The following is an 18922-nucleotide window of genomic DNA, read 5'->3' as shown; positions in this document are numbered from 1 at the left end:
AGCGCACAGTGGCGTGCCGGCGGTGTGAGCGTCAGCGGGTCCGGGTACCGTCTCACCGATGTCGAACGCGCTTCCCCAACTCGTCGCTGACCGATACCGGCTTCTGTCGCCGCTCGGCCAGGGCGGCATGGGCCGGGTGTGGAAGGCGCGCGACGAGGTGCTGCATCGGGACGTCGCCATCAAGGAGTTGGTGCCGCCGCCCGGTCTCACCGATGAGGAGCGCCGCGAGATGCGCGAGCGCTCGTTGCGGGAGGCGCGGGCCATCGCCCGGCTCAACCACGCCAACGTCGTCCGCATCTTCGACGTGTTGCGCACCGACGGCGATCCGTGGATCGTCATGGAGTACGTGGCGTCGAAGTCGTTGCAGGACACTCTCGCCGAGGACGGCCCGGTGTCGGTGGCCCGCACTGTGGAGATCGGCCTGGGCGTGCTGGGCGCGCTCAGCGCCGCGCACAAGGCGGGTGTCATGCACCGCGACGTGAAGCCCGGCAACGTGTTGCTCGGCGACGACGGCCGGGTGGTGCTGACCGATTTCGGTCTCGCCACGATCCCCGGTGACCCCAATGTGACCCGCACCGGCATGGTGCTCGGCTCACCCGCGTACATCTCGCCGGAGCGGGCTCGGGACGGCACGGCCGGTCCGGAGGCCGACCTGTGGTCGTTGGGCGCGACGCTCTACGCGGCGGTCGAGGGCAAGTCGCCGTACGCCCGGCCGTCGGCGATCGGCACCCTGGCCGCGTTGGCCACCGAGCCGATTCCGCCGCCGAAGAACGCCGGCCCACTCAAGGCCGTCCTCAACGGGCTGCTGCGCAAGGACCCGAACGAGCGGATCACCGCCGAGGTGGCGGAGCGCTTGCTGCGCCGCGCCGGGGGCAAGCGGTCGCGCGGCATCTCCCTGCTTGATGGCGTACGCCGGCCTGGGCCGAACGGCCCGCGTGAGCCGCGCCCGCCGCACGTGCCGGCGCCGCGACCGGCCGAGAGTGTCGACCGGCCGGTGTCGCCGCCGGCCGCCGCCGCGAGCACCTCGGCCGCCACCTCCGCTGCCGCCGCGACCCCCACCGCCGATGCCACGCCGACGGCCGTCGTCTCTTCCGACGCGGCCGCCGACCCGACCGCGCTGGTGCCCACCGAGCCGGCCGCAGCCGCACCGGCGGAGCCGACCGCCACGATCGACCGCCCGTCCGAGGTCGAGCCGGTAGATGCCGAGCCGACCGCGAAGGTCACGGCCGCACCCGACACGAGCGGCGACGGTACGACGAACGTCGACGACGAGCCGACCGTTGTCGACGGCCCGCCGGTGGCTCCGGAGCAGCGGAAGCCGACCACCCCGACGTCGCTCATGCCGCCGGTGAGTCCGGCCGGCCGCGCTGCGGTGCCGCTCTCGGATGGCACGAAGCCGAACAACACCCGACGTAACCTGCTGATCGGCGCCGTTGTCGCCCTGCTGCTGATCGGCCTCGTGGTGGTCGTGCCGATGCTGACCACTGACGACGACAAGACCCCGCAGGCCAACCCGACCAGCGCTGCCGCGACCTCGGCGCCCGCGCCGACCTCCGCCGCGCCGGCGCCCACCACCGGTGCCCCCAGCGCGACGCCGTCGGCCACCCCCTCGGTCGACCCGAACGCGCTGCCGGCGGGCTGGAAGCTGCACCGGGACCCGTTCGGCTTCGCCCTGCCGATCCCCGACGGTTGGGTGCGTAGCACGCCCCCCGACAAAACTGTCGTCTTCGAGGATCCCAACGGACCGGGCGAGCTGCTGGTGCAGTGGACCGACAGGCCGGCGAAGGATGCGGTCGCGGACTGGCGGGAGCAGGAGCCGCGGCGCGCTAGCCGCGTCAACAACTACCAAAAACTCAGCATCGTGGGCTGCGACTTCTGGAAGACCTGCGGCGACTGGGAGTGGCTGGAGACCCGGGACGGGCAGCGGATCCACGTCCGCAACCGGGGGTTCGTGACGGCCAAGAACCGCGGTTACGCCCTGCGGTGGGAGATCGCGGAGAAGGACTGGCAGGCCAACCTGCCGAACTTCGACCGGATCGCCAAGGGTTTCGTGCCCGACCGTCAGGACTGAAACTCATTCGCATGACCTTGCGTCGTCGTGGGTACTTGACCTTCGACGACGGAAGGAGGCACGACATGGGTTACCGACGGAGGGACGCTCGGCCCCGGCTGGCACTGTGGATGCTCGTGGCGCTCGGCGACGCGATCCTGCTGCTGGTCAGCGCGGGGGTTTCGGTGCTCATCGCACTGCTCGGCGTCGCGATCGTTGCCGGCTTTGGCGTGGCTGCCTGGCGGTTGACCCGCCGGGGCGCGCTGGCTCGTGAGGATGCTGTGGTGCCGGCCCTGAGCCGGCGGCGGGCTTGACCCCGTACCCGGTGGTGTGGCGGCAGCCGGACCGATTGTCGACCGTGATGGTGACCGTCGATCCCGCTGCCGCCAACGGCCCGGTCAGGTGTTGTTGGCCAACGCGATCAGGCGGCTCCGGTCGCCGTTCCAGTAGTTGCGGTCCACGTTGCCGCTGATCCCGGAGACCGCGCCGGTGCTGGTGTACTGCCAGAAGCTCCACACCGACGCGCCGGCCGGCAGGGCCCCGGGCGTGCTCGACCAGCGGGCCAGCCAGAGCGGGTGGTTCGCCCACGGGCCGGTCCAACTACCGGTGCACTGGTTCCACCAGCTCGTGGTGGTGTAGATGACCGCGTACCGGCCGGTGCGGGAGCGGTAGGTGTTCAGGAAGTCCTGCACCCAGTTGCGCATCCCGGTCGTGCTGAGCCCGTAGCAGTAGCCGCCGGCGTACGGGTTGCCCTCGATGTCCAGCGCGGCCGGCAGGGTGCGGCTGTCCGCGGACCAGGCGCCGCCGTTGGAGGCCAGGTAGTTGGCCTGGGTCGAGCCGGCGGAGATGTTCGGGCGGGCGAAGTGGTACGCCCCGCGAATCACCCCGGCGTTGTACGAGTTGACGTAGTTGGCGTTGAAGTTCGGGTCCTTGTAGCTGGTGCCCTCGGTCGCCTTGATGAAGGCGAACTGGATGCCCGCGTTGCGGACGCTGGTCCAGTTGATGGTGCCCTGATAGCGGGAGACGTCGACACCGGGTGTGGTGGCGGCGGCCGCCGGTCCGGCGGTCGCGACCAGGGCCGCCGCCGCGGTGGCGAGGACGGTGAGGCCGGCCGCGAGCGCGCGGCGCAGCGATGATCGGGTACGGGCCATGAGTGCCTCCAAGGACGTCGCTCTATCGACATTCATCTTTGGAGGTAAGTGCCCTAGATCACAAGGGTGACCGGAAAAAAGCTTCATCGACGCGCCATGCGGGACCGCTGGCCGAGACCGGACGGATCAGCGCAGCGTGGCCGGGTCGAGTTGCCAGCGGAACGGCTCGACGACGGTCAGCGTCTCGCCGGGCTTGGCCACCTGGTCCTCGACGTAGTGCTCACCATCCAACCGGAACAGCCGCAACGAGTGAGCGTCCCCATCCTGCTCGACAAGCAGATACCAGGGGATTCGCGCAATGGCGTAGAGCTGCATCTTGAGCAGGCGGTCGGCTGCGGCGTTGCCCGGCGAGACGACCTCACCGACGAGAGACACTCGGTCGGAGTCGAGATAGGTGCCGTCGTCGTCGGCGTCGGTGACGACGAGATCCGGGATGACGACCCGGTCGACGCCGAGCCGGACGTTGATCGCGTCATAGACCAGGAGACCGCGAGGCTCTGCTGCTGCCTCGATGCTGTTCGCCAGCCGGCGCGACACCCGCTGGTGCCGTCGGCTCGGTGCAGGGCTCACCAGCAGGCTCCCGTCGAGCAGCTCGATCCGGTCAGGCGTCTCGCCCAAGGCGAAGTAGTCGGCCTCGGTCCACAGGCCGACGTGCGGCTCCAGGGGGGCTGCGCTCACCTGCGTCCACCTCCCGCTTCACTCGCCACCCGATCAGTTTCACAGGATACGAGCCGGTGCCTCGGGAGCGACACGGAACGCCGCCGGTAGGCTCGCGCCCCATGATGTCGATCGACGGGCTGGGCGACCTGTGGGACACGCTGTTCGGCGCGCAGCCGGACCCGCCCGCGCTGCTGGTGTTGATCACCGGGGCCGTAGCGCTGGTGGTGGTCTCCACCCGGCTGCCGTGGCGGATCGCCCGTAACGCCGTCACCATCGCGCACGAGGGCGGGCACGCCCTGATCGCCCTGCTCACCGGCCGCAAGCTGCACGGCATCCGGTTGCACTCGGACACGTCCGGGCTGACGCTCTCCGCCGGCCGTCCCACCGGGCCGGGCATGATCCTCACCCTGCTCGCCGGATACGTCGCGCCGCCGCTGGTGGGGCTGGCCGGCGCCTGGCTGCTCGGCGGCAACCGGATCACCCTGCTGCTCTGGGTGGCGGTGGCGCTGCTGCTGGCCATGCTCGTCATGATCCGAAACGTCTTCGGCGTGGTGTCGTTGCTGATCACCGGGGCGCTGGTGTTCGCCGTCTCGTGGTACGCGACGCCGCAGGTCCAGGCCGCTTTCGCGTACGCCGGGGTGTGGTTCCTGCTGCTCGGTGGGGTGCGGCCGGTAGTCGAGCTGCAACGGCAGCGTTCGCGGGGTCGGATGCCCGCCTCCGACGCCGACCAGTTGGCCGGGCTCACCCCGTTCCCGCCGCTCTTCTGGGTTGGCGTCTTCGCCCTCGTCAACCTGGCGGCCCTGATCGCCGGCGCCCTGCTGCTAACCGGCCCGATGCTCGCAAGCGCCGGCCTGACGCTCTAACCCCGCCTCAACCCCGCCTCCGCCCGGGTCGATCAAGGAGTTGTGGTGGGGCGCGAAAGCCGCAATACCCCCGCAGTCAGGCACCACAACTCCATGATCGGCGGGGGAAGGGGTGGCGGAGGGGCACGGGCTGGAGAGGCGCGGGCGGGCAGAATGGGGCCATGCGATACGTGATCATCGGCGCGGGTGCTGTCGGCGGGACCATCGGCGTACGGCTGGCCCAGGCCGGCCGGGACGTGACACTGGTGGCCCGCGGCGCCCACCTGGACGCGATCCGTGCGCGGGGTCTGACAGTGCGGCAGCCCGACGGTGAGGTCACCGCCCGGCTCGCGGCAGTGGACCGGCCCACCGACCAGCCTCTGCCGGCGGACACCGTGCTGATCCTCACCGTGAAGTCGCAGGACACCGCCGGCGCGCTTGCCGCCTGGGTGGACGCGCCGGTGGTCGGCGGCGGCACTGCGGGCGAGCGTCTGCCGCTGGTGACAGCGCAGAACGGGGTGGCCAACGAGCGGGCCGCGCTGCGCCTCTTCGCCGACGTGCACCCGGTCTGCGTCTGGCTGCCGGCCACCCACCTGGAACCGGGTGTGGTGGTCGCCAACGGGTACCCGCATCCGGGGATGCTCCACATCGGGCGGTACCCCGGGGGCGCCGACGGCACCGACCGGGCGATCGCCGCCGACCTGACCGCCGCCGGTTTCGTCGCCCCGGTCCGCACCGACGTGCTGCGCTGGAAGTACGGCAAGCTGCTCAGCAACCTCGGTAACGGCCTACAGGCGTTGCTCGGCCAGGACATCCCGGACGCGCTGGTCGAGCGGGTACGCGCCGAGGGCGTCGCCGCGCTCGCCGCCGCCGGCATCGCACACACCTCGCCCGAGGAGGAGAAAGCCGAACGCGGCGACCTGGTCGGGCAACGCCCGGTCGACGGCGAGGCCCGTTCCGGCGGCTCCACCTGGCAGAGCCTGGCCCGGGGCACCGGCTCGACCGAGGTCGACCACCTCAACGGTGAGATCGCGTTGCTCGGCCGGCTGCACGCCGTACCGACGCCGGTCAACGTCGCAGTGCAGCGGGCCGTACGCAGGGCGGTCCGAGAGCGGATCGGGGCCGGCGCGTTCCCGCTCAGCGAGCTGGAAAAGTCGATCGCCTGACCGGGCAACCAACGGCCCTTGCCGGTGCGTGTTCCCAGCGACCGACACGGGGAGGTAGCGGGTGCCGGACGTCGACGGGTTCGACGAGTTCTACCAGGGGAGTCGGCAACGACTCCTCGGGTTCGTCTACGCCCTCACCGGCGATCGGGGTGAGGCGCAGGACGCGGTGCAGGAGGCGTACGTCCGGGCGTGGCAGCGCTGGTCGACGGTGAGCCGGTACGACGAACCGGAGGCGTGGGTGCGGGTCGTGGCCAGCCGCATCGCGGTCAGCCGGTGGCGCAGCCTGCGCAGTCGTGCTCGCGCGTACCTGCGACACGGGGCCGTCGAGACCGTTCCCGGCCCGGGCACCGACACCGTCGATGTGGTCGCCGCGCTGCGTCTGCTACCCGAGGAGCAACGCGTCGCCATCGCCCTGTACTACCTGGTCGGCATGCCGGTCGCCGAGGTCGCGCGGGAGACCGCGGCCCCGGTGGGCACGGTCAAGGCTCGACTCTCCCGGGGGCGCGCCGCGCTCGCCGGTCTGCTCGCCGTCTCTGACCTGGAGGAGGCCACCGATGCGTGACGAACCGACCTTCGTCGAACACGTCCGGCGGGACCTGCTCGACGTGCGCTGGCTCGGCCCGGAGGAGATCCGCTCCCGGGCCCGCCGCCGCAGCCAGCGCAAGGTCGTGGTGGCCACCGTCGTGCTGGCCCTCGCCGGGGTTTCCGCCGTGGCGGTCGCCGCGCCGAGGACGTCCCCGCCATTGGTTCAGCCGGCAGCCTCCGCCTCGCCCACCCGGCACGAGATCACCACCGACGCCCTGCTGCAGCCGGCCGACCTGCCGGAGCCGGTTTACGTGCAGCTCAGCCAGGCAGGTCTGGGCGAGCCGGTCCGGCTGGACGATACGCTCGGCCGTTGCCGGACGAGCCAGGGGCAATCGGACGGCTGGCAGATGTCCATCCTGTCCCGTTCACAGACCCTCATGCGGAAGGCCACTCAGGGCGTCCTGGTGCCGGGCGACGCCCTGGCCATGCAGGATCTCTTCAGGCTGGAACCACAGACGGCTCGACAGCTCTTCACCAGTCTGGACGACCTGGTCGCGCCGTGCGCCGAGTGGCGAAGCGTCGAGCAGTGGGGGTTGGCGGGCACGGAGACGGTGGACAGCACCCACACCGTGGAGGTGATCCACCGGTGGGCGGTGGTGCAGCGGGGCTTCGCGGGGGACGACGCCGCCATCCTGCGGGACACGTTCACGGCTGCTCGGGACGTGCAGACCGGGCAGACGTTCGGCAATGCACCGCCGCCGACCCTCCTGGCCATCGTCCGGGTCGGTGACACTGTCTCGCTGCTCCGCATTGCAGATGGCGGCACCGAGGCGAAACTCCGCCAGCTCGCCGTGGCGGCGGCAGCCCGGATGTGCGCCGCCGCCAACCCGGCCTGCTGACCCCAACCGAGGCGCTCGACCCGAGCAACATGCGGCGATGATCCGCGCAACATCAGGGATGTTGGTGCCTCCCGGCGCCCGGAGGCAGCAACAACGCTGAAGTTGCGCGGATCAGGGGCCGCAGGGGCCGCCACAAAGGCTCAGAGCGGAATGTTGCCGTGCTTCTTCGGCGGCAGGGTTTCCCGCTTGGTCCGCAGGACGCGCAGCGCCCGGACGATCTGGGTGCGCGTCTCGTGCGGAGCGATCACCGAGTCGATGTACCCGCGCTCGGCGGCCACGTACGGGTTGGCCAGGGTGTCCTCGTACTCGGCGATCTTCTCGGCCCGGACCGCCGCCGGGTCCTCGGCGCCGGCCAGCTCGGAGCGGTAGAGGATGTTCACAGCGCCCTGCGCGCCCATCACCGCGATCTGCGCTGTCGGCCAGGCGAAGTTCAGGTCCGCGCCGAGGTGCTTGGAGCCCATCACGTCGTACGCCCCGCCGTACGCCTTGCGGGTGATCACGGTGACCTTGGGGACGGTCGCCTCGGCGTACGCGTAGATGAGCTTGGCGCCCCGGCGGATGATGCCGTCCCACTCCTGACCGGTGCCGGGCAGGAAGCCGGGCACGTCCACGAAGGTCAGCACCGGGATGTTGAACGCGTCGCACGTGCGCACGAACCGGGCGGCCTTCTCCGAGGCGGCGATGTCCAGGGTGCCGGCGAAGTGCATCGGCTGGTTGGCCACCACACCGACCGGTCGCCCCTCGACCCGGCCGTAGCCGACCACGATGTTCTGCGCGTAGAGCGGCTGGACCTCGAGGAACTCCCCGTCGTCGAGGACGTGCTCGATCACCGTGCGGATGTCGTACGGCTGGTTGGCCGAGTCCGGGATCAGGGTGTCCAACTCCCGGTCCTCGTCGGTGACCTCAAGCGAAGCGGGGGCGTCGACGACTACCGGCTCGTCCAGGTTGTTCGACGGCAGGTACGACAGCAGCGCCTTGACGTAGTCGACAGCGTCCTCCTCGTCACTGGCGAGGTAGTGCGCGTTGCCGCTGCGGGTGTTGTGCGTACGCGCGCCGCCCAGCTCCTCCATGCCGACGTCCTCGCCCGTCACCGTCTTGATCACGTCGGGGCCGGTGATGAACATGTGCGAGGTCTGGTCGACCATCACAGTGAAGTCGGTGACCGCCGGGGAGTAGACGGCGCCGCCTGCACAGGGGCCCATCACCAGTGAGATCTGCGGGATGACGCCGGAGGCCCGCACGTTGCGGAAGAAGATCTCGCCGTAGAGACCGAGCGAGACGACGCCCTCCTGGATGCGCGCGCCGCCGGAGTCGTTGATGCCGACCACCGGGCAGCCGATCTTCATGGCCAGGTCCATCACCTTGACGATCTTCTCGCCGAAGACCTCGCCGAGCGAGCCACCGAAGACGGTGAAGTCCTGCGCGAAGACGCACACCTGCCGGCCGTCGACCGTGCCGTAGCCGGTGACCACACCGTCGCCGTACGGGCGGTTTCGCTCCAGCCCGAAGGCCGTGGACCGGTGCCGGGCCAGCTCGTCGAGTTCGACGAAGGAGCCCTCGTCGAGCAGCATCTCGATCCGCTCGCGGGCGGTCTTCTTGCCGCGCGCGTGCTGCTTCTCCACGGCGCGGGCCGACCCGGCGTGCACCGCCTCGTCGACCCGGCGCTCCAGGTCCGCCAGCTTGCCCGCGGTGCTGTGCATGTTGGTCCCGGTCTCGGTAGTCACCCAGGGAATATAACGATGGTTCAGGTGGGTGCCGCTGTGCAGTACGCCTCAGTGTCGACCGGAGCACCGCCGTAGGCTGGCGGAATGTCGGGCTCCCCGTACACCGATCTGGACCGGCCGCCGCTGTCGGCGGCCCGGCTGCGCCGCGCGTTGACAGCGCCGAACGGGCCGTGGGCCCGGCTGGAGCTGCGTGCCGAGACCGGCTCCACGAACGCCGACGTGGCCGAGGCGGCCCGGGCCGACGAGCCCGAGGGCCTGGTAGTGGTCGCCGAGCGGCAGACCGAAGGGCGCGGCCGGCGCGGTCGGATCTGGCAGTCGCCGGCGCGGGCCGGCATCGCGACGAGCGTCCTGCTGCGGCCCGGCGAGGCAGTGCCGGACCGCGGCTGGCTACCGGCGTCACCCACTGGGTACGGGTGGCTGCCGTTGCTGGCCGGCGTGGCGCTGGTCGAGGCGGTGGCCCGGCTGGCCGAGCTGGAAGCCGCCCTCAAATGGCCGAACGACCTGCTGATCGACGACGCGAAGTGCGCGGGTGTGCTGGCCGAGGCGGTGCCCGGACGTGTGCCGGACCAACCGCCGGCGATCGTGCTGGGCATCGGGCTCAACGTGACGTTGCGCGCCGACGAGCTGCCGGTGAACCCGACCGGGCTGCCGGCCACCTCGCTCCAACTGGCCGGCGCTGTGGCCACCGACCGGGATCCGCTGCTGCGGGCGCTGTTGCGCTCGGTCGCCGACTGGTACGACCGTTGGCGTTCGGCGGGCGGCGACGCGGTGGCCAGCGGTCTGCGCGACGCCTACCTGGCGGCCTGCGCGACGATCGGGCGCGAGGTACGCGTCCTGCTCCCCAACGGTGAGTCCCTGACCGGCACCGCCACCGGGGTGGACCCGGACGGCCAACTGATGGTCACCACGTCGACCGGCGCCCGGACCCTGGCTGCCGGCGACGTCCTGCACCTCCGCTGAGGACGGGCAAGATCACGAAGAGCCCGAGTGGGCCCGCGCGGCGGATGTCGTGGTGGGGCTTGGGGGGTTTACCGTCTGCGCGTCTAGAAAATCGCGTTGGAGGTTCCCGTGGCGTTTCCTGAAGACGTGCTCACCGAGGACGAGCACGTCGTGCTGCACCTGCATCCGCACTGGAAGGCGTTGATCCGGCCGATCGCGGTGCTGGTGCTGGCCATCGCCGCGGTGGTGGTCGGCGTGCTCCTGTTGCCCGAGAGTGGCGGCGGTTCGATCGCGCTGGCCGTGATCGGGGCGATCGCCCTGGTCGCGGTGCTCTGGCTCGGCCTGTGGCCGTTCCTGGTCTGGCGCACCACCCACTACCTGTTCACGAACGAGCGAGTCCTGCTCCAGCAGGGTGTGTTCTCCCGGGACCGGCGGGACCTTCCGCTCGCCCGGGTCAACGACCACTCGATGAATCAGCGGTTCGTCGAGCGTCTGCTCGGCTGCGGGACGCTCACCATCGAGTCGGCAGGTGAGCGCGGCCAGTCGGTGCTCGCCGACGTGCCGGACGTCGGAAGGGTGCAGACCACCCTGTACGAGCTGGTTGAGGCACAGCACGACAAGCACTCGCTGGGTGATGGCGAGATGCGCGACATGCTCGCCGACATGCAGGACGGCAAGCCGCTGCGCGACACCACCACCTGAACCGGACGGCTGGAACCCGCCCCTGCCGCGCGGTCGGGGCGGGTCAGTCGGGCCGCTGGGCCTCGGGTGAGCCGCTGCTGTCCGTCGGGTCGCCGACGGACGACCCGACGGTGGACGGGTCCGTCTCGGTCGGGCCGTGGTCGGGCTGGTCGACCCCGGGCTGGTCCGCGTCGGTCGGTGCGGCTTCGGTGGCTTCGGCTTCGGCGGGGTCGGCCTCGACCGGTCGCACGGCGAACCAGCCGCGGAAGCGGGTCCGCAGCACCTCCTGCTCGGGCCGGTCGTCCGGGCCAAGGCGCAGCATGGTGCCTGTGAGACTGACGGTGCCGAGCCCGGGGCGGGCAGTCGACGGCCGGGCGCCCATCACGTCCACCCGGACCGCGAGCCGGTCGCCGGCCCGCACCGGGGCGAGCCAACGCAGCTCCTCCAGGCCGGGGGACGCGTCGGCGGCGGCCCGGGACAGCAGGTGGTCGACGTACGCGCGCATGAACAGGCTGACAGTGTAGAAGCCGCTGGCGATCAGACCACCGTGCCGGCTCGCGGCGGCCAGGTCGCTGTCGACGTGGTACCACTGCGGGTCGAAACGGCGGGCGAAGGCGACCATCTCGTCGGCGTCCACGGTGACCACGCCGAGGTCGACGGTGAGCCCCGGGACGAGATCCTCGAAGAACAGCTCGGCCGGTCGCCCCGTGCCGGAGCGGGCGTCGGGTGTCGTCACCGGCGGGGCGCGCGACGGGTGCTGACGTGCAGCTCCGCGGCGAGTTCCGCGTCCAGGTCGACGGCGGGGCTGACGCTCAGCCGTGGGAGCCGGCTCTGAGCCGGTGCGCCGGCTGGGGAGTCGAGCCGTTGCGCGGACTCCGCCTCCTCCAGCTCGGACACCGACTCCGCCAACTCGGCGACCGGGTCCATCTCCGCCATCGTGTCCCACTCGTCGCGCGGAATGTCGTGCCAGGTGGAGTCGGGCTTCGCGGCCTCGTCCTCGGCCGGTGCGACGGGTTGGAAGACGAAGGTGCGGTACGACCAGAACCGGAACAGCGTGGCCAGCATGACGCCGACGGTCTTGGCCAGATTCAGAGCCAGCAGGCCGTGTACGCCGAGACCGTACTTGGCCGCCGCCACGGCACCCAGCTCAATGAGCAGGCCAGCACCGTTGAATAGGAAGAAAAGCAGATATTCCCGGCGAAGCGCCGATTTCGGGCGATCGCGGTACGTCCAGTGCCGATTCATGAGGTACGACGTGATGGTGGCGACGATCGTCGCGATCACTGTCGCCTTCAACTGACCATTGACGAAAACGGTCAGTGCAAGGGCGTTGAACACCGCGTAATTGATGACGGTGTTGATGCCGCCGACGATGCCGAACTTGAGCGCCTCGTGGATGAACTTCTGCCAGCGCTCAGGCAGCAGGCGGACAAGACGCATGCGAAACACCTTAGGGCAGTCGGTGCGGCCGGCGATCACCGGCCGAACGAGGTGGGCGGCAGGTCACGCCCTGTGGTCACGGTCGGGATCCACCTGCGGAAGGGTCGGGGTTCCCGCTTCGACGAAGACGAACCGCCGGTACGACCAGAATCGAAACAGCGTGGCGAACCCCGTGCCGACGATGTAGCTGGCCAGATTGTCCGCCAGGCGCGTCTGGAACACGGCCGGCCAGATGGCTCCGAGCCCGTAGCGGCTGAGCGCGAGGCAGGCCACAGTGATGCCGAGACCGACGGCGTTGAAGAAGAAGAAGAGCGCGTACTCGCGCGCCGCGTTGTTGCGCTGGCGGTGCCGCCACGTCCAGAACCGGTTGCCCACGAAGGCGACGGACGCCGCGATCACCGTGGAGATCGTCTTCGCCGTCAGCTCTTCGACGCCGTGCTTGCTCGTCAGGTAGTTGAAGAGCGCGAAGTCGACGAGGAAGGCGAAACCACCCACTGTGGCGAACTTGCCCATCTCGCGGATGAGATGACCGAAGCGGTCGAGGAGTAAGCCGACGAGACCCCGTCGGGTCTGCCGGGGACCCGGTTGTTCCCCGGTCATCGTGGCGGCCACGGAGGGAGCCTACCGGCTGCCGGCCAGTCGGAGGGGTAGCAACGGCAAGCGGGCGTGGTCTCCCGGAGGGGCCCAGCGCCGCGTACGTAACCGCTGCACAGAGCGTAGCCAATTCGGAGGACTGAGCCGCCGCGGAACGGGAATCACCGCACCGGTCGGCGGGGCAGGTCCACGGCCCGACCGCAACAAGCGTCCGCCGGGGTGCACAACAAGATTTGCGTGAAACTGCGCGGGAAAGCGGGTATCAGCTCGTGATGCCGCAGCGAGGCCGTAGCTTGTGCAGTTCTTCACAACCTGTCCCACTGACTCGGAAGGCTGCCCGGTTTACGCTGAGGCCAATCCCAGGTTTCCACGAAGGCGACGCATCGCGCCGCTGAGTCTCGTGCATCCCATAGATCGGTCAGCGTCGACCACAAGGAGATGTGTCATGGTTGCTCCGGCTGTTGTGCGGGGTATTGATCAGGCCCCGACGTCCCATCCGAAACTGCTCGCCTGGGTCCGTGAGGTCGCGGAACTGACCACCCCCGACCGTGTCGTCTGGGTGGACGGGTCCGACGAGGAGTGGCGCCGCCTCACCGATGAGCTGGTCGAGGCCGGAACCCTGATCCGGCTCAACCCGGAGAAGAAGCCCAACTCGTTCTACGCGCGCACCGACCCGACGGATGTCGCCCGGGTCGAGGAGCGCACCTACATCTGTTCCGTCGACGAGGCGGACGCTGGCCCCACCAACAACTGGATGGCGCCGGCCGAGATGAAGCGGACGATGACGGACCTGTACCGGGGCTCCATGCGCGGTCGCACCATGTACGTCATCCCGTTCGTCATGGGGCCGGTCGAGGCCGAGTCCCCGATGTTCGGTGTCGAGGTCACCGACAGCCCCTACGTGGTCGCCTCGATGCGCATCATGACGCGGATGGGCACCCGGGTCCTCGAGGCCATGGGCAACGACGCGGACTTCGTGCACGCCCTGCACTCGATCGGCGCCCCGCTCGCCCCCGGCCAGCAGGATGTCGCCTGGCCGTGCAACGACACCAAGTACATCTCGCACTTCCCGGAGAGCCGGGAGATCTGGTCGTACGGCTCGGGTTACGGCGGCAACTCGCTGCTCGGCAAGAAGTGCTACTCGCTGCGGATCGCCAGCGTGATGGGCCGGGACGAGGGCTGGCTCGCCGAGCACATGCTGATCCTCAAGATCACTTCGCCGGAGGGTAAGACCTACCACATCGCCGGTGCGTTCCCGTCTGCCTGCGGCAAGACCAACCTCGCCATGGTGGAGCCGACGATTCCCGGCTGGAAGGTCGAGACCATCGGCGACGACATCGCCTGGATGCGGTTCGGGCCGGACGGCCGCCTCTACGCCGTCAACCCCGAGTACGGTCTGTTCGGCGTCGCGCCCGGCACCGACTGGAAGACCAACGCCAACGCCATGCGCACGCTGGACCGGGGCAACTCCGTCTTCACCAACGTCGGCCTCACCGATGACGGCGACGTCTGGTGGGAGGGCATGGGCGAGCCGCCGGCACACCTGATCGACTGGAAGGGCAACGACTGGACGCCGGAGAGCGACAGCCTGTCCTCCCACGCCAACAGCCGGTTCTGCACCCCGATCACCCAGTGCCCGATCCTCGCCGACGAGTACTTCGACCCCAACGGGGTGCCGATCGACGCGATCCTCTTCGGCGGTCGCCGCAAGGACACCATCCCGCTGGTGACCGAGGCCCGCGACTGGGTGCACGGCGTCTACATGGGCGCCACGCTCTCCTCGGAGACCACCGCCGCCGCGTCCGGCGCCGTCGGCGTGGTCCGGCGGGATCCGATGGCGATGCTGCCGTTCATCGGCTACCACGCCGGTGACTACTTCCGGCACTGGATCGAGATGGGCAAGGGCGCCGACGGCGACGAGGCGAAGCTGCCGAAGATCTACTACGTCAACTGGTTCCGCAAGGACCCGGACGGCTCGTTCCTCTGGCCGGGCTTCGGGGAGAACTCCCGGGTGCTCAAGTGGGTCGTCGAGCGGATCGAGGGCACTGCCGGCGCGGTCGAGACGCCGGTCGGCATGGTCCCCGCTCCGGACGCCCTGGACGTCGAGGGCCTGGACATGACCCCGGAGGACGTTCGGATCGCGCTGAAGGTCGACCCGGACGAGTGGCGCAACGAGCTGCCGATGATCACCGAGTGGTTCGAGAAGTTCGGTGACAAGCTGCCCGGCGTGCTCTGGGCCGAGCTGGACGCGCTGCGCGCCCGCCTGGACGCCGCGCAGCCGCAGCGGTAGGTGTGAACGAGACCCTTCGCGGGCAACATCGGATTTCATGAGGACGGCCGCCGAGACCCAGGTCCGGCGGCCGTCCGCCGTCCGGGTGCTGACCACCCTGCTGGCGACGACGGCGGCGGCCACCGTCGTGGTCGAGCTGCTCAACTGGTGGTACGCCCCCGAGCAGGGATTCGGGCTGGCCGTACGGACCGGCTGGGCCATGCTGCGCTCGTTCGGCTTCCTGCTGCTGATCGGGCACGTGCGACGGGGTCGTACCGCGGCCCGCCCGTTCGGGCTGATCCTCGCGGTCACCACGATCTTCGCGGTCGCCCGGCTCATCGTGCCCCGGCAGGGTGTGCCGCCACTGCCCGGCCTGCTCGGCTTCGCCATTCTCACGGCGCTCTGTGTCGCGGTGGTCTGGTTGCTCTACCGCTCGCCGGCGTTGGCCGGGCACCTGGTCCGGCACCGTCCACGCCTCGTCATCGACCGGGACGGCATCTCCTGGCGGGAGACCCCACCACGTCGACCACAGGCCAGTGCCTGGTTGTTGACCAGCCGGGTGGCGGCGTTCACCTACAGCCCGCTGATGCTGGTGCCGGCCCTGGTGGCCGGAGGTTCCATCCTGGACGGTCGACTGACAGCGGTGCCGGCGGTGCTGTTCTGGTTCGGCGCGGGCATCACGGCCAGCTACGCGGTGCTGTTCTGCACGGCGTTCCTGATGCGGGGCAAGGACTGGGCGCGTGGCCTGCTGGTCGTCGTCACCGTGGCCGTACTCGCCGTGGACCTGCCGCTGTGCTGGTGGCTGCTGGGCGTCGACGGCCTGATCCGCGACGGCGCCCCCCTCCTGGCCGCCGCCGGCCTGGCCCTCTACGGCCTGCGCCGCGCCGCCCGCACCGAAGACCACGCCCCGGCCTAACCCCCACCCCCCACCCCACCCCCACCCGCGTCGATCATTTGCCACTTTTGTGAACCAGCACAACTCCATGATCGACGGGGTGGGGCCGGCTGGCGCGCCGCGCGGTCGGTCTGCCTGCGCCGGTACGGGGCAGGATGGCGGGTGGTGTCGGTCACAGTGGTCGACGTCGGGGCACTGGCGGATCGCCGGACGGGGCAGGAGCGGGCCGCCACCGAACGGAGGGAGGCGCGCGGTGGACGACGAGTTCGACGTGGTGGTGGTGGGGGCGGGGCCGGCCGGGGCGGCAGCCGCGTTGACGGCGCGCCGGGCCGGTGCCAGCGTGCTGCTGCTGGACCGGGCCGATTTTCCCCGGGACAAGGCGTGTGGTGACGGGATCGCCGCGCACTCGGTGGACGTGCTCGCCGAGCTGGGGGTGACCGAGGCGGTGGCCGGTTACGCGCCGCTGCCGGCGTTGCGCATGATCTCGCCGGGTGGTGGTGCGGTGGCTCGGGCGCTGCCCCGACCCGCGTACACGGTGCCCCGGGAGGTTTTCGACGCGCGGCTGGTGGCGGCCGCTGTGGCCGCCGGCGCGCAGCTACGCCGGCACACGGTGCGCCAGGTCGAGCCGCGCGCGGACCGGGTGGTGCTCGACGGGCAGGTGTCCGGCCGGGTGGTGATCGGCGCGGACGGCGCCGGCTCGGTGGTGCGTCGGGCGCTCGGCCATCCGCAGAATCCCGACCGGCACCTCGCGCTGGCCATCCGGGGGTACGCCCCGGCCCTGCCCGGCCCGTCCGAGCAGCTCATCGTCACATCGAAGGCACGCTGGCCGGCGTACGCCTGGTCGTTCCCGATCGGCGACGGGCGGGCGAACGTCGGGTACGGGGAGGTCCTGCGCGGCGAGCCGTTGAGCCGCGCGTACCTGCTGGATCGGCTGGCCGCGCTGCTGCCCGGCACCGACTTGGCGACCGTGACCGCGTTGCGCGCGCATCACCTGCCGCTCTCCACTCACCGGCCGTCGCCGGGGCGAGGGCGCACGCTGCTGGCCGGGGACGCGCTGTCGCTGATCAATCCGTTCACCGGGGAGGGCATCTTCTACGCGTTGCTCTCCGGCGCGCTCGCCGGCTCGGCGGCGGCCCGGTCGCCCGAGGGCGCGGCTGGTCGTTACGCCGACGGGTTGCGCCGCCGCCTCGGCACCCACCTGCGGCACAGTTCGGTAGCGGCCTGGTTGGCCCGGCGACGCCGGGTGGTGGACGCGGCGGTCCGGGCCGCCCGTCGGGACGACCGAGTGTTCTACGACGTGGTCGAGTTGGGACTGGGTGACGGACGCCTCACCGCTCGTACGCTCGCACTGATCGGCGCCGGTCTGGGCGGCGGGGATGGGGCTCCGAGGCAGTGAACTGGCTGAAGGGTCGCTACGCTGCTAGGTGATGACGCTGCGGAACCTTATCTACTCCGTGTACGAGCGCCGGCTCACGGCGAAGCTCGCCGGTAAGCCGGTGCCCCGGCACGTCGGGGTGATGTGCGACGGCAACCGCCGATGGGCCAGGGAGATGGGCTTCGTCGACCCGAACGACGGGCACCGGGTCGGCGCGGCGAAGATCAAGCATGTCCTCGGCTGGTGTGACCAGGCCGGCGTCGGGCACGTGACCCTCTACCTGCTGGCCACCGACAACCTGCGCCGTCCGGCCGCCGAGCTGGACCCGCTCCTCAAGATCATTGAGGACCTCGTGGTGGAGCTCTCCGAGGAGGGCAACCCCTGGCGACTGCGCATCGTCGGAGCGCTCGACCTGCTGCCGGCGCAGACCGCGGCGGCGCTCAAGGGCGCCGAGGAGCGCACCCGCGAGCGCACCGGTGGCGCGGAGGTCAACATCGCGGTGGGCTACGGCGGCCGCCGGGAGATCACCGACGCGGTCCGTTCGCTGTTGCTGGAGCACGCCGCCACCGGGGGCACGATCGAGGAATTGGCCGAGGTGCTGGACGTCGAGCACATCGCCGAGCACCTCTACACCCGGGGCCAGCCCGACCCGGACCTGGTCATCCGCACCAGCGGTGAGCAGCGGCTGTCCGGTTTCATGCTCTGGCAGTCCGCGCACTCGGAGTTCTACTTCTGCGAGCTCAACTGGCCGGACTTCCGGCACATCGACTTTCTGCGGGCCCTGCGTTCGTACGCCACCAGACAACGCCGTTACGGCGCCTGACCCGGCGGCGACGCCGTCGGTCGCCGCCTGAGCCAGGTCGGTTCAGGGCAGGTGGGTCAGTGCCTGGGTGAGGAAGTCGCCCAGGGCGGCCGGCGACTCGATGGTCAGGTCGGCGGCGTTGGCCACCTCCTGGCCGGTCTCCGGGTTGGCCACCGCCACGCAGACACCGAGGAAGTCCGGGTCGGCGGCGGCGCGAGCGCGCAGCGCGGCGAAGGCCTTGATGTCGGAGACGTCGTCGCCGAAGTACCAGGCGCCGGTGGCACCCTTGATCGCCTCGCCGATCACCATGCCCTTGTCCCGGTCGACAGGTGGCTTGAGCTCCAGCACCATTCGCCCGGCCTGCGAGCGCAACCCCAGACGGTCGGCCTGCGCCTGCCCCCACTGCTGCACTGTCGCGCCGAGTTGCGGGGCGGTACGCCAATGAAGCGCGACCGAGAGCCGCTTGTACTCCACGAGCGTGCCGGGCGGCAGTTCCGCCCGGGCCAGGTCGGCCAACTCCGCCATGGTCGGCACCCAGGGCAGTGCTGCCGGTTCGGTGACAGTTTCGCCGCCGGAGTGGCTGTGCTCCAGCCCGTAGAGGCCGTAGAGGTCCACGCCAGCGAGCCCGCCGAGTTGATCCCGAAGGAACTCGACGGGTCGGGCGGAGACGATCGCGACCCGCCGCACGACCGGGGCGAGCGCCTCGATCGCGGCCAACGCCTTGGGTGCCGGGCGTACCGCTGTCGGATCGTCGTCGACGGGCGCGAGCGTGCCGTCGAAGTCGAAGAAGAGCACGGTCCCGGCCGCCCGGCTGGCGGTTATCCGCCAGGCCTGGTCGGCGTTCAACGGAGTTCTCGGCTGCTGATTGCCCAGATTCAACGGCGGCACGCGCGTCAGCGTACCCCGGCGA

General features: G+C 70.6%; 19 protein-coding genes. 12 read left to right on the top strand and 7 right to left on the bottom strand.

The window, feature by feature from the left end; genetic code table 11:
• Nucleotides 1–58: 58 nt before the first annotated feature.
• Nucleotides 59–2071, top strand: coding sequence for a serine/threonine-protein kinase (locus AB0C19_RS22775; protein ID WP_357188380.1), 2013 nt, complete (start codon nt 59–61; stop codon nt 2069–2071).
• Nucleotides 2072–2136: 65 nt separating this feature from the next.
• Complete coding sequence (locus AB0C19_RS22770; protein WP_238684435.1) at nt 2137–2364, top strand: hypothetical protein; 228 nt, start codon at nt 2137–2139, stop codon at nt 2362–2364.
• Between the two features lie 84 nt (nt 2365–2448).
• Here the strand turns inward: AB0C19_RS22770 and AB0C19_RS22765 are convergent, their stop codons facing one another.
• Nucleotides 2449–3201 (bottom strand): GH25 family lysozyme, encoded by a 753-nt coding sequence (locus tag AB0C19_RS22765; protein ID WP_091394392.1) that lies wholly within the window; start codon nt 3199–3201, stop codon nt 2449–2451.
• 126 nt (nt 3202–3327) lie between these two features.
• Nucleotides 3328–3879, bottom strand: a complete 552-nt coding sequence (locus AB0C19_RS22760; RefSeq protein ID WP_357188377.1) for a Uma2 family endonuclease — start codon at nt 3877–3879, stop codon at nt 3328–3330.
• A gap of 101 nt (nt 3880–3980) precedes the next feature.
• Between AB0C19_RS22760 and AB0C19_RS22755 the strand changes: the two genes are divergently transcribed.
• The 4 genes from AB0C19_RS22755 to AB0C19_RS22740 all read left to right on the top strand — a co-directional run bounded on the left by AB0C19_RS22755 (nt 3981) and on the right by AB0C19_RS22740 (nt 7293).
• On the top strand, nt 3981–4724 hold the full coding sequence (locus AB0C19_RS22755; protein WP_357188375.1) for a M50 family metallopeptidase: 744 nt from the start codon (nt 3981–3983) through the stop codon (nt 4722–4724).
• A 161-nt stretch (nt 4725–4885) separates the two neighbouring features.
• Nucleotides 4886–5869, top strand: a complete 984-nt coding sequence (locus AB0C19_RS22750) for a 2-dehydropantoate 2-reductase N-terminal domain-containing protein (protein WP_357188373.1) — start codon at nt 4886–4888, stop codon at nt 5867–5869.
• A gap of 61 nt (nt 5870–5930) precedes the next feature.
• Nucleotides 5931–6431 carry a SigE family RNA polymerase sigma factor gene (locus AB0C19_RS22745; RefSeq protein WP_357188372.1) on the top strand — a complete coding sequence of 167 codons (501 nt, stop codon included), beginning with the start codon at nt 5931–5933 and terminating at the stop codon, nt 6429–6431.
• Complete coding sequence (locus tag AB0C19_RS22740; RefSeq protein ID WP_357188370.1) at nt 6424–7293, top strand: hypothetical protein; 870 nt, start codon at nt 6424–6426, stop codon at nt 7291–7293. The genes AB0C19_RS22745 and AB0C19_RS22740 overlap by 8 nt, the downstream gene beginning before the upstream one ends.
• 140 nt (nt 7294–7433) lie before the next feature.
• Here the strand turns inward: AB0C19_RS22740 and AB0C19_RS22735 are convergent, their stop codons facing one another.
• Nucleotides 7434–9017, bottom strand: a complete 1584-nt coding sequence (locus tag AB0C19_RS22735; RefSeq protein WP_357188368.1) for an acyl-CoA carboxylase subunit beta — start codon at nt 9015–9017, stop codon at nt 7434–7436.
• An 84-nt stretch (nt 9018–9101) separates the two neighbouring features.
• Here AB0C19_RS22735 and AB0C19_RS22730 point away from each other — a divergent pair, with 84 nt between their 5' ends.
• Entirely contained in the window at nt 9102–9977 is an 876-nt protein-coding gene (locus tag AB0C19_RS22730) for a biotin--[acetyl-CoA-carboxylase] ligase (RefSeq protein ID WP_357188366.1), read from the top strand.
• Nucleotides 9978–10085: 108 nt separating this feature from the next.
• Nucleotides 10086–10658, top strand: a complete 573-nt coding sequence (locus AB0C19_RS22725) for a PH domain-containing protein (RefSeq protein ID WP_238684429.1) — start codon at nt 10086–10088, stop codon at nt 10656–10658.
• A gap of 43 nt (nt 10659–10701) precedes the next feature.
• Here the strand turns inward: AB0C19_RS22725 and AB0C19_RS22720 are convergent, their stop codons facing one another.
• The 3 genes from AB0C19_RS22720 to AB0C19_RS22710 all read right to left on the bottom strand — a co-directional run bounded on the left by AB0C19_RS22720 (nt 10702) and on the right by AB0C19_RS22710 (nt 12689).
• Complete coding sequence (locus AB0C19_RS22720) at nt 10702–11373, bottom strand: MaoC/PaaZ C-terminal domain-containing protein (protein WP_357188364.1); 672 nt, start codon at nt 11371–11373, stop codon at nt 10702–10704.
• Nucleotides 11370–12077: a GtrA family protein gene (locus tag AB0C19_RS22715; protein ID WP_238684427.1), complete on the bottom strand. Its 708-nt coding sequence runs from the start codon at nt 12075–12077 to the stop codon at nt 11370–11372. Before AB0C19_RS22715 ends, AB0C19_RS22720 begins: the two co-directional genes overlap by 4 nt.
• 63 nt (nt 12078–12140) lie before the next feature.
• Nucleotides 12141–12689: a GtrA family protein gene (locus tag AB0C19_RS22710; protein ID WP_357188362.1), complete on the bottom strand. Its 549-nt coding sequence runs from the start codon at nt 12687–12689 to the stop codon at nt 12141–12143.
• A 427-nt stretch (nt 12690–13116) separates the two neighbouring features.
• Here AB0C19_RS22710 and AB0C19_RS22705 point away from each other — a divergent pair, with 427 nt between their 5' ends.
• From AB0C19_RS22705 to AB0C19_RS22690, 4 genes are all read left to right on the top strand, one after another.
• Complete coding sequence (locus AB0C19_RS22705) at nt 13117–14961, top strand: phosphoenolpyruvate carboxykinase (GTP) (protein WP_357188361.1); 1845 nt, start codon at nt 13117–13119, stop codon at nt 14959–14961.
• 37 nt (nt 14962–14998) lie between these two features.
• Nucleotides 14999–15856, top strand: a complete 858-nt coding sequence (locus tag AB0C19_RS22700) for a hypothetical protein (protein ID WP_357188359.1) — start codon at nt 14999–15001, stop codon at nt 15854–15856.
• A 232-nt stretch (nt 15857–16088) separates the two neighbouring features.
• On the top strand, nt 16089–17231 hold the full coding sequence (locus AB0C19_RS22695; RefSeq protein WP_210784416.1) for a geranylgeranyl reductase family protein: 1143 nt from the start codon (nt 16089–16091) through the stop codon (nt 17229–17231).
• Between the two features lie 31 nt (nt 17232–17262).
• Nucleotides 17263–18033, top strand: coding sequence for an isoprenyl transferase (locus tag AB0C19_RS22690; protein ID WP_091394347.1), 771 nt, complete (start codon nt 17263–17265; stop codon nt 18031–18033).
• Between the two features lie 42 nt (nt 18034–18075).
• On the opposite strand, the gene otsB is transcribed toward AB0C19_RS22690, so the two are convergent.
• Entirely contained in the window at nt 18076–18900 is an 825-nt protein-coding gene (gene otsB, locus AB0C19_RS22685) for a trehalose-phosphatase (protein WP_357188356.1), read from the bottom strand.
• Nucleotides 18901–18922 lie beyond the last annotated feature (22 nt).

The organism is Micromonospora sp. NPDC048842, assembly GCF_040649935.1.
GTDB lineage: Bacteria > Actinomycetota > Actinomycetes > Mycobacteriales > Micromonosporaceae > Micromonospora > Micromonospora hortensis.
This window is presented reverse-complemented; position numbering and strand designations above follow the sequence as displayed.

What these genes read in the sequence shown, in the direction of transcription:
- AB0C19_RS22775 (WP_357188380.1), top strand. Translation starts at nt 59, where the DNA reads ATGTCGAACGCGCTTCCCCAACTCGTCGCTGACCGATACCGGCTTCTG.
- AB0C19_RS22770 (WP_238684435.1), top strand. Translation starts at nt 2,137, where the DNA reads ATGGGTTACCGACGGAGGGACGCTCGGCCCCGGCTGGCACTGTGGATG.
- AB0C19_RS22765 (WP_091394392.1), bottom strand. Translation starts at nt 3,201, where the DNA reads ATGGCCCGTACCCGATCATCGCTGCGCCGCGCGCTCGCGGCCGGCCTC.
- AB0C19_RS22755 (WP_357188375.1), top strand. Translation starts at nt 3,981, where the DNA reads ATGATGTCGATCGACGGGCTGGGCGACCTGTGGGACACGCTGTTCGGC.
- AB0C19_RS22750 (WP_357188373.1), top strand. Translation starts at nt 4,886, where the DNA reads ATGCGATACGTGATCATCGGCGCGGGTGCTGTCGGCGGGACCATCGGC.
- AB0C19_RS22740 (WP_357188370.1), top strand. Translation starts at nt 6,424, where the DNA reads ATGCGTGACGAACCGACCTTCGTCGAACACGTCCGGCGGGACCTGCTC.
- AB0C19_RS22730 (WP_357188366.1), top strand. Translation starts at nt 9,102, where the DNA reads ATGTCGGGCTCCCCGTACACCGATCTGGACCGGCCGCCGCTGTCGGCG.
- AB0C19_RS22715 (WP_238684427.1), bottom strand. Translation starts at nt 12,077, where the DNA reads ATGCGTCTTGTCCGCCTGCTGCCTGAGCGCTGGCAGAAGTTCATCCAC.
- AB0C19_RS22705 (WP_357188361.1), top strand. Translation starts at nt 13,117, where the DNA reads ATGGTTGCTCCGGCTGTTGTGCGGGGTATTGATCAGGCCCCGACGTCC.
- AB0C19_RS22700 (WP_357188359.1), top strand. Translation starts at nt 14,999, where the DNA reads ATGAGGACGGCCGCCGAGACCCAGGTCCGGCGGCCGTCCGCCGTCCGG.
- AB0C19_RS22690 (WP_091394347.1), top strand. Translation starts at nt 17,263, where the DNA reads ATGACGCTGCGGAACCTTATCTACTCCGTGTACGAGCGCCGGCTCACG.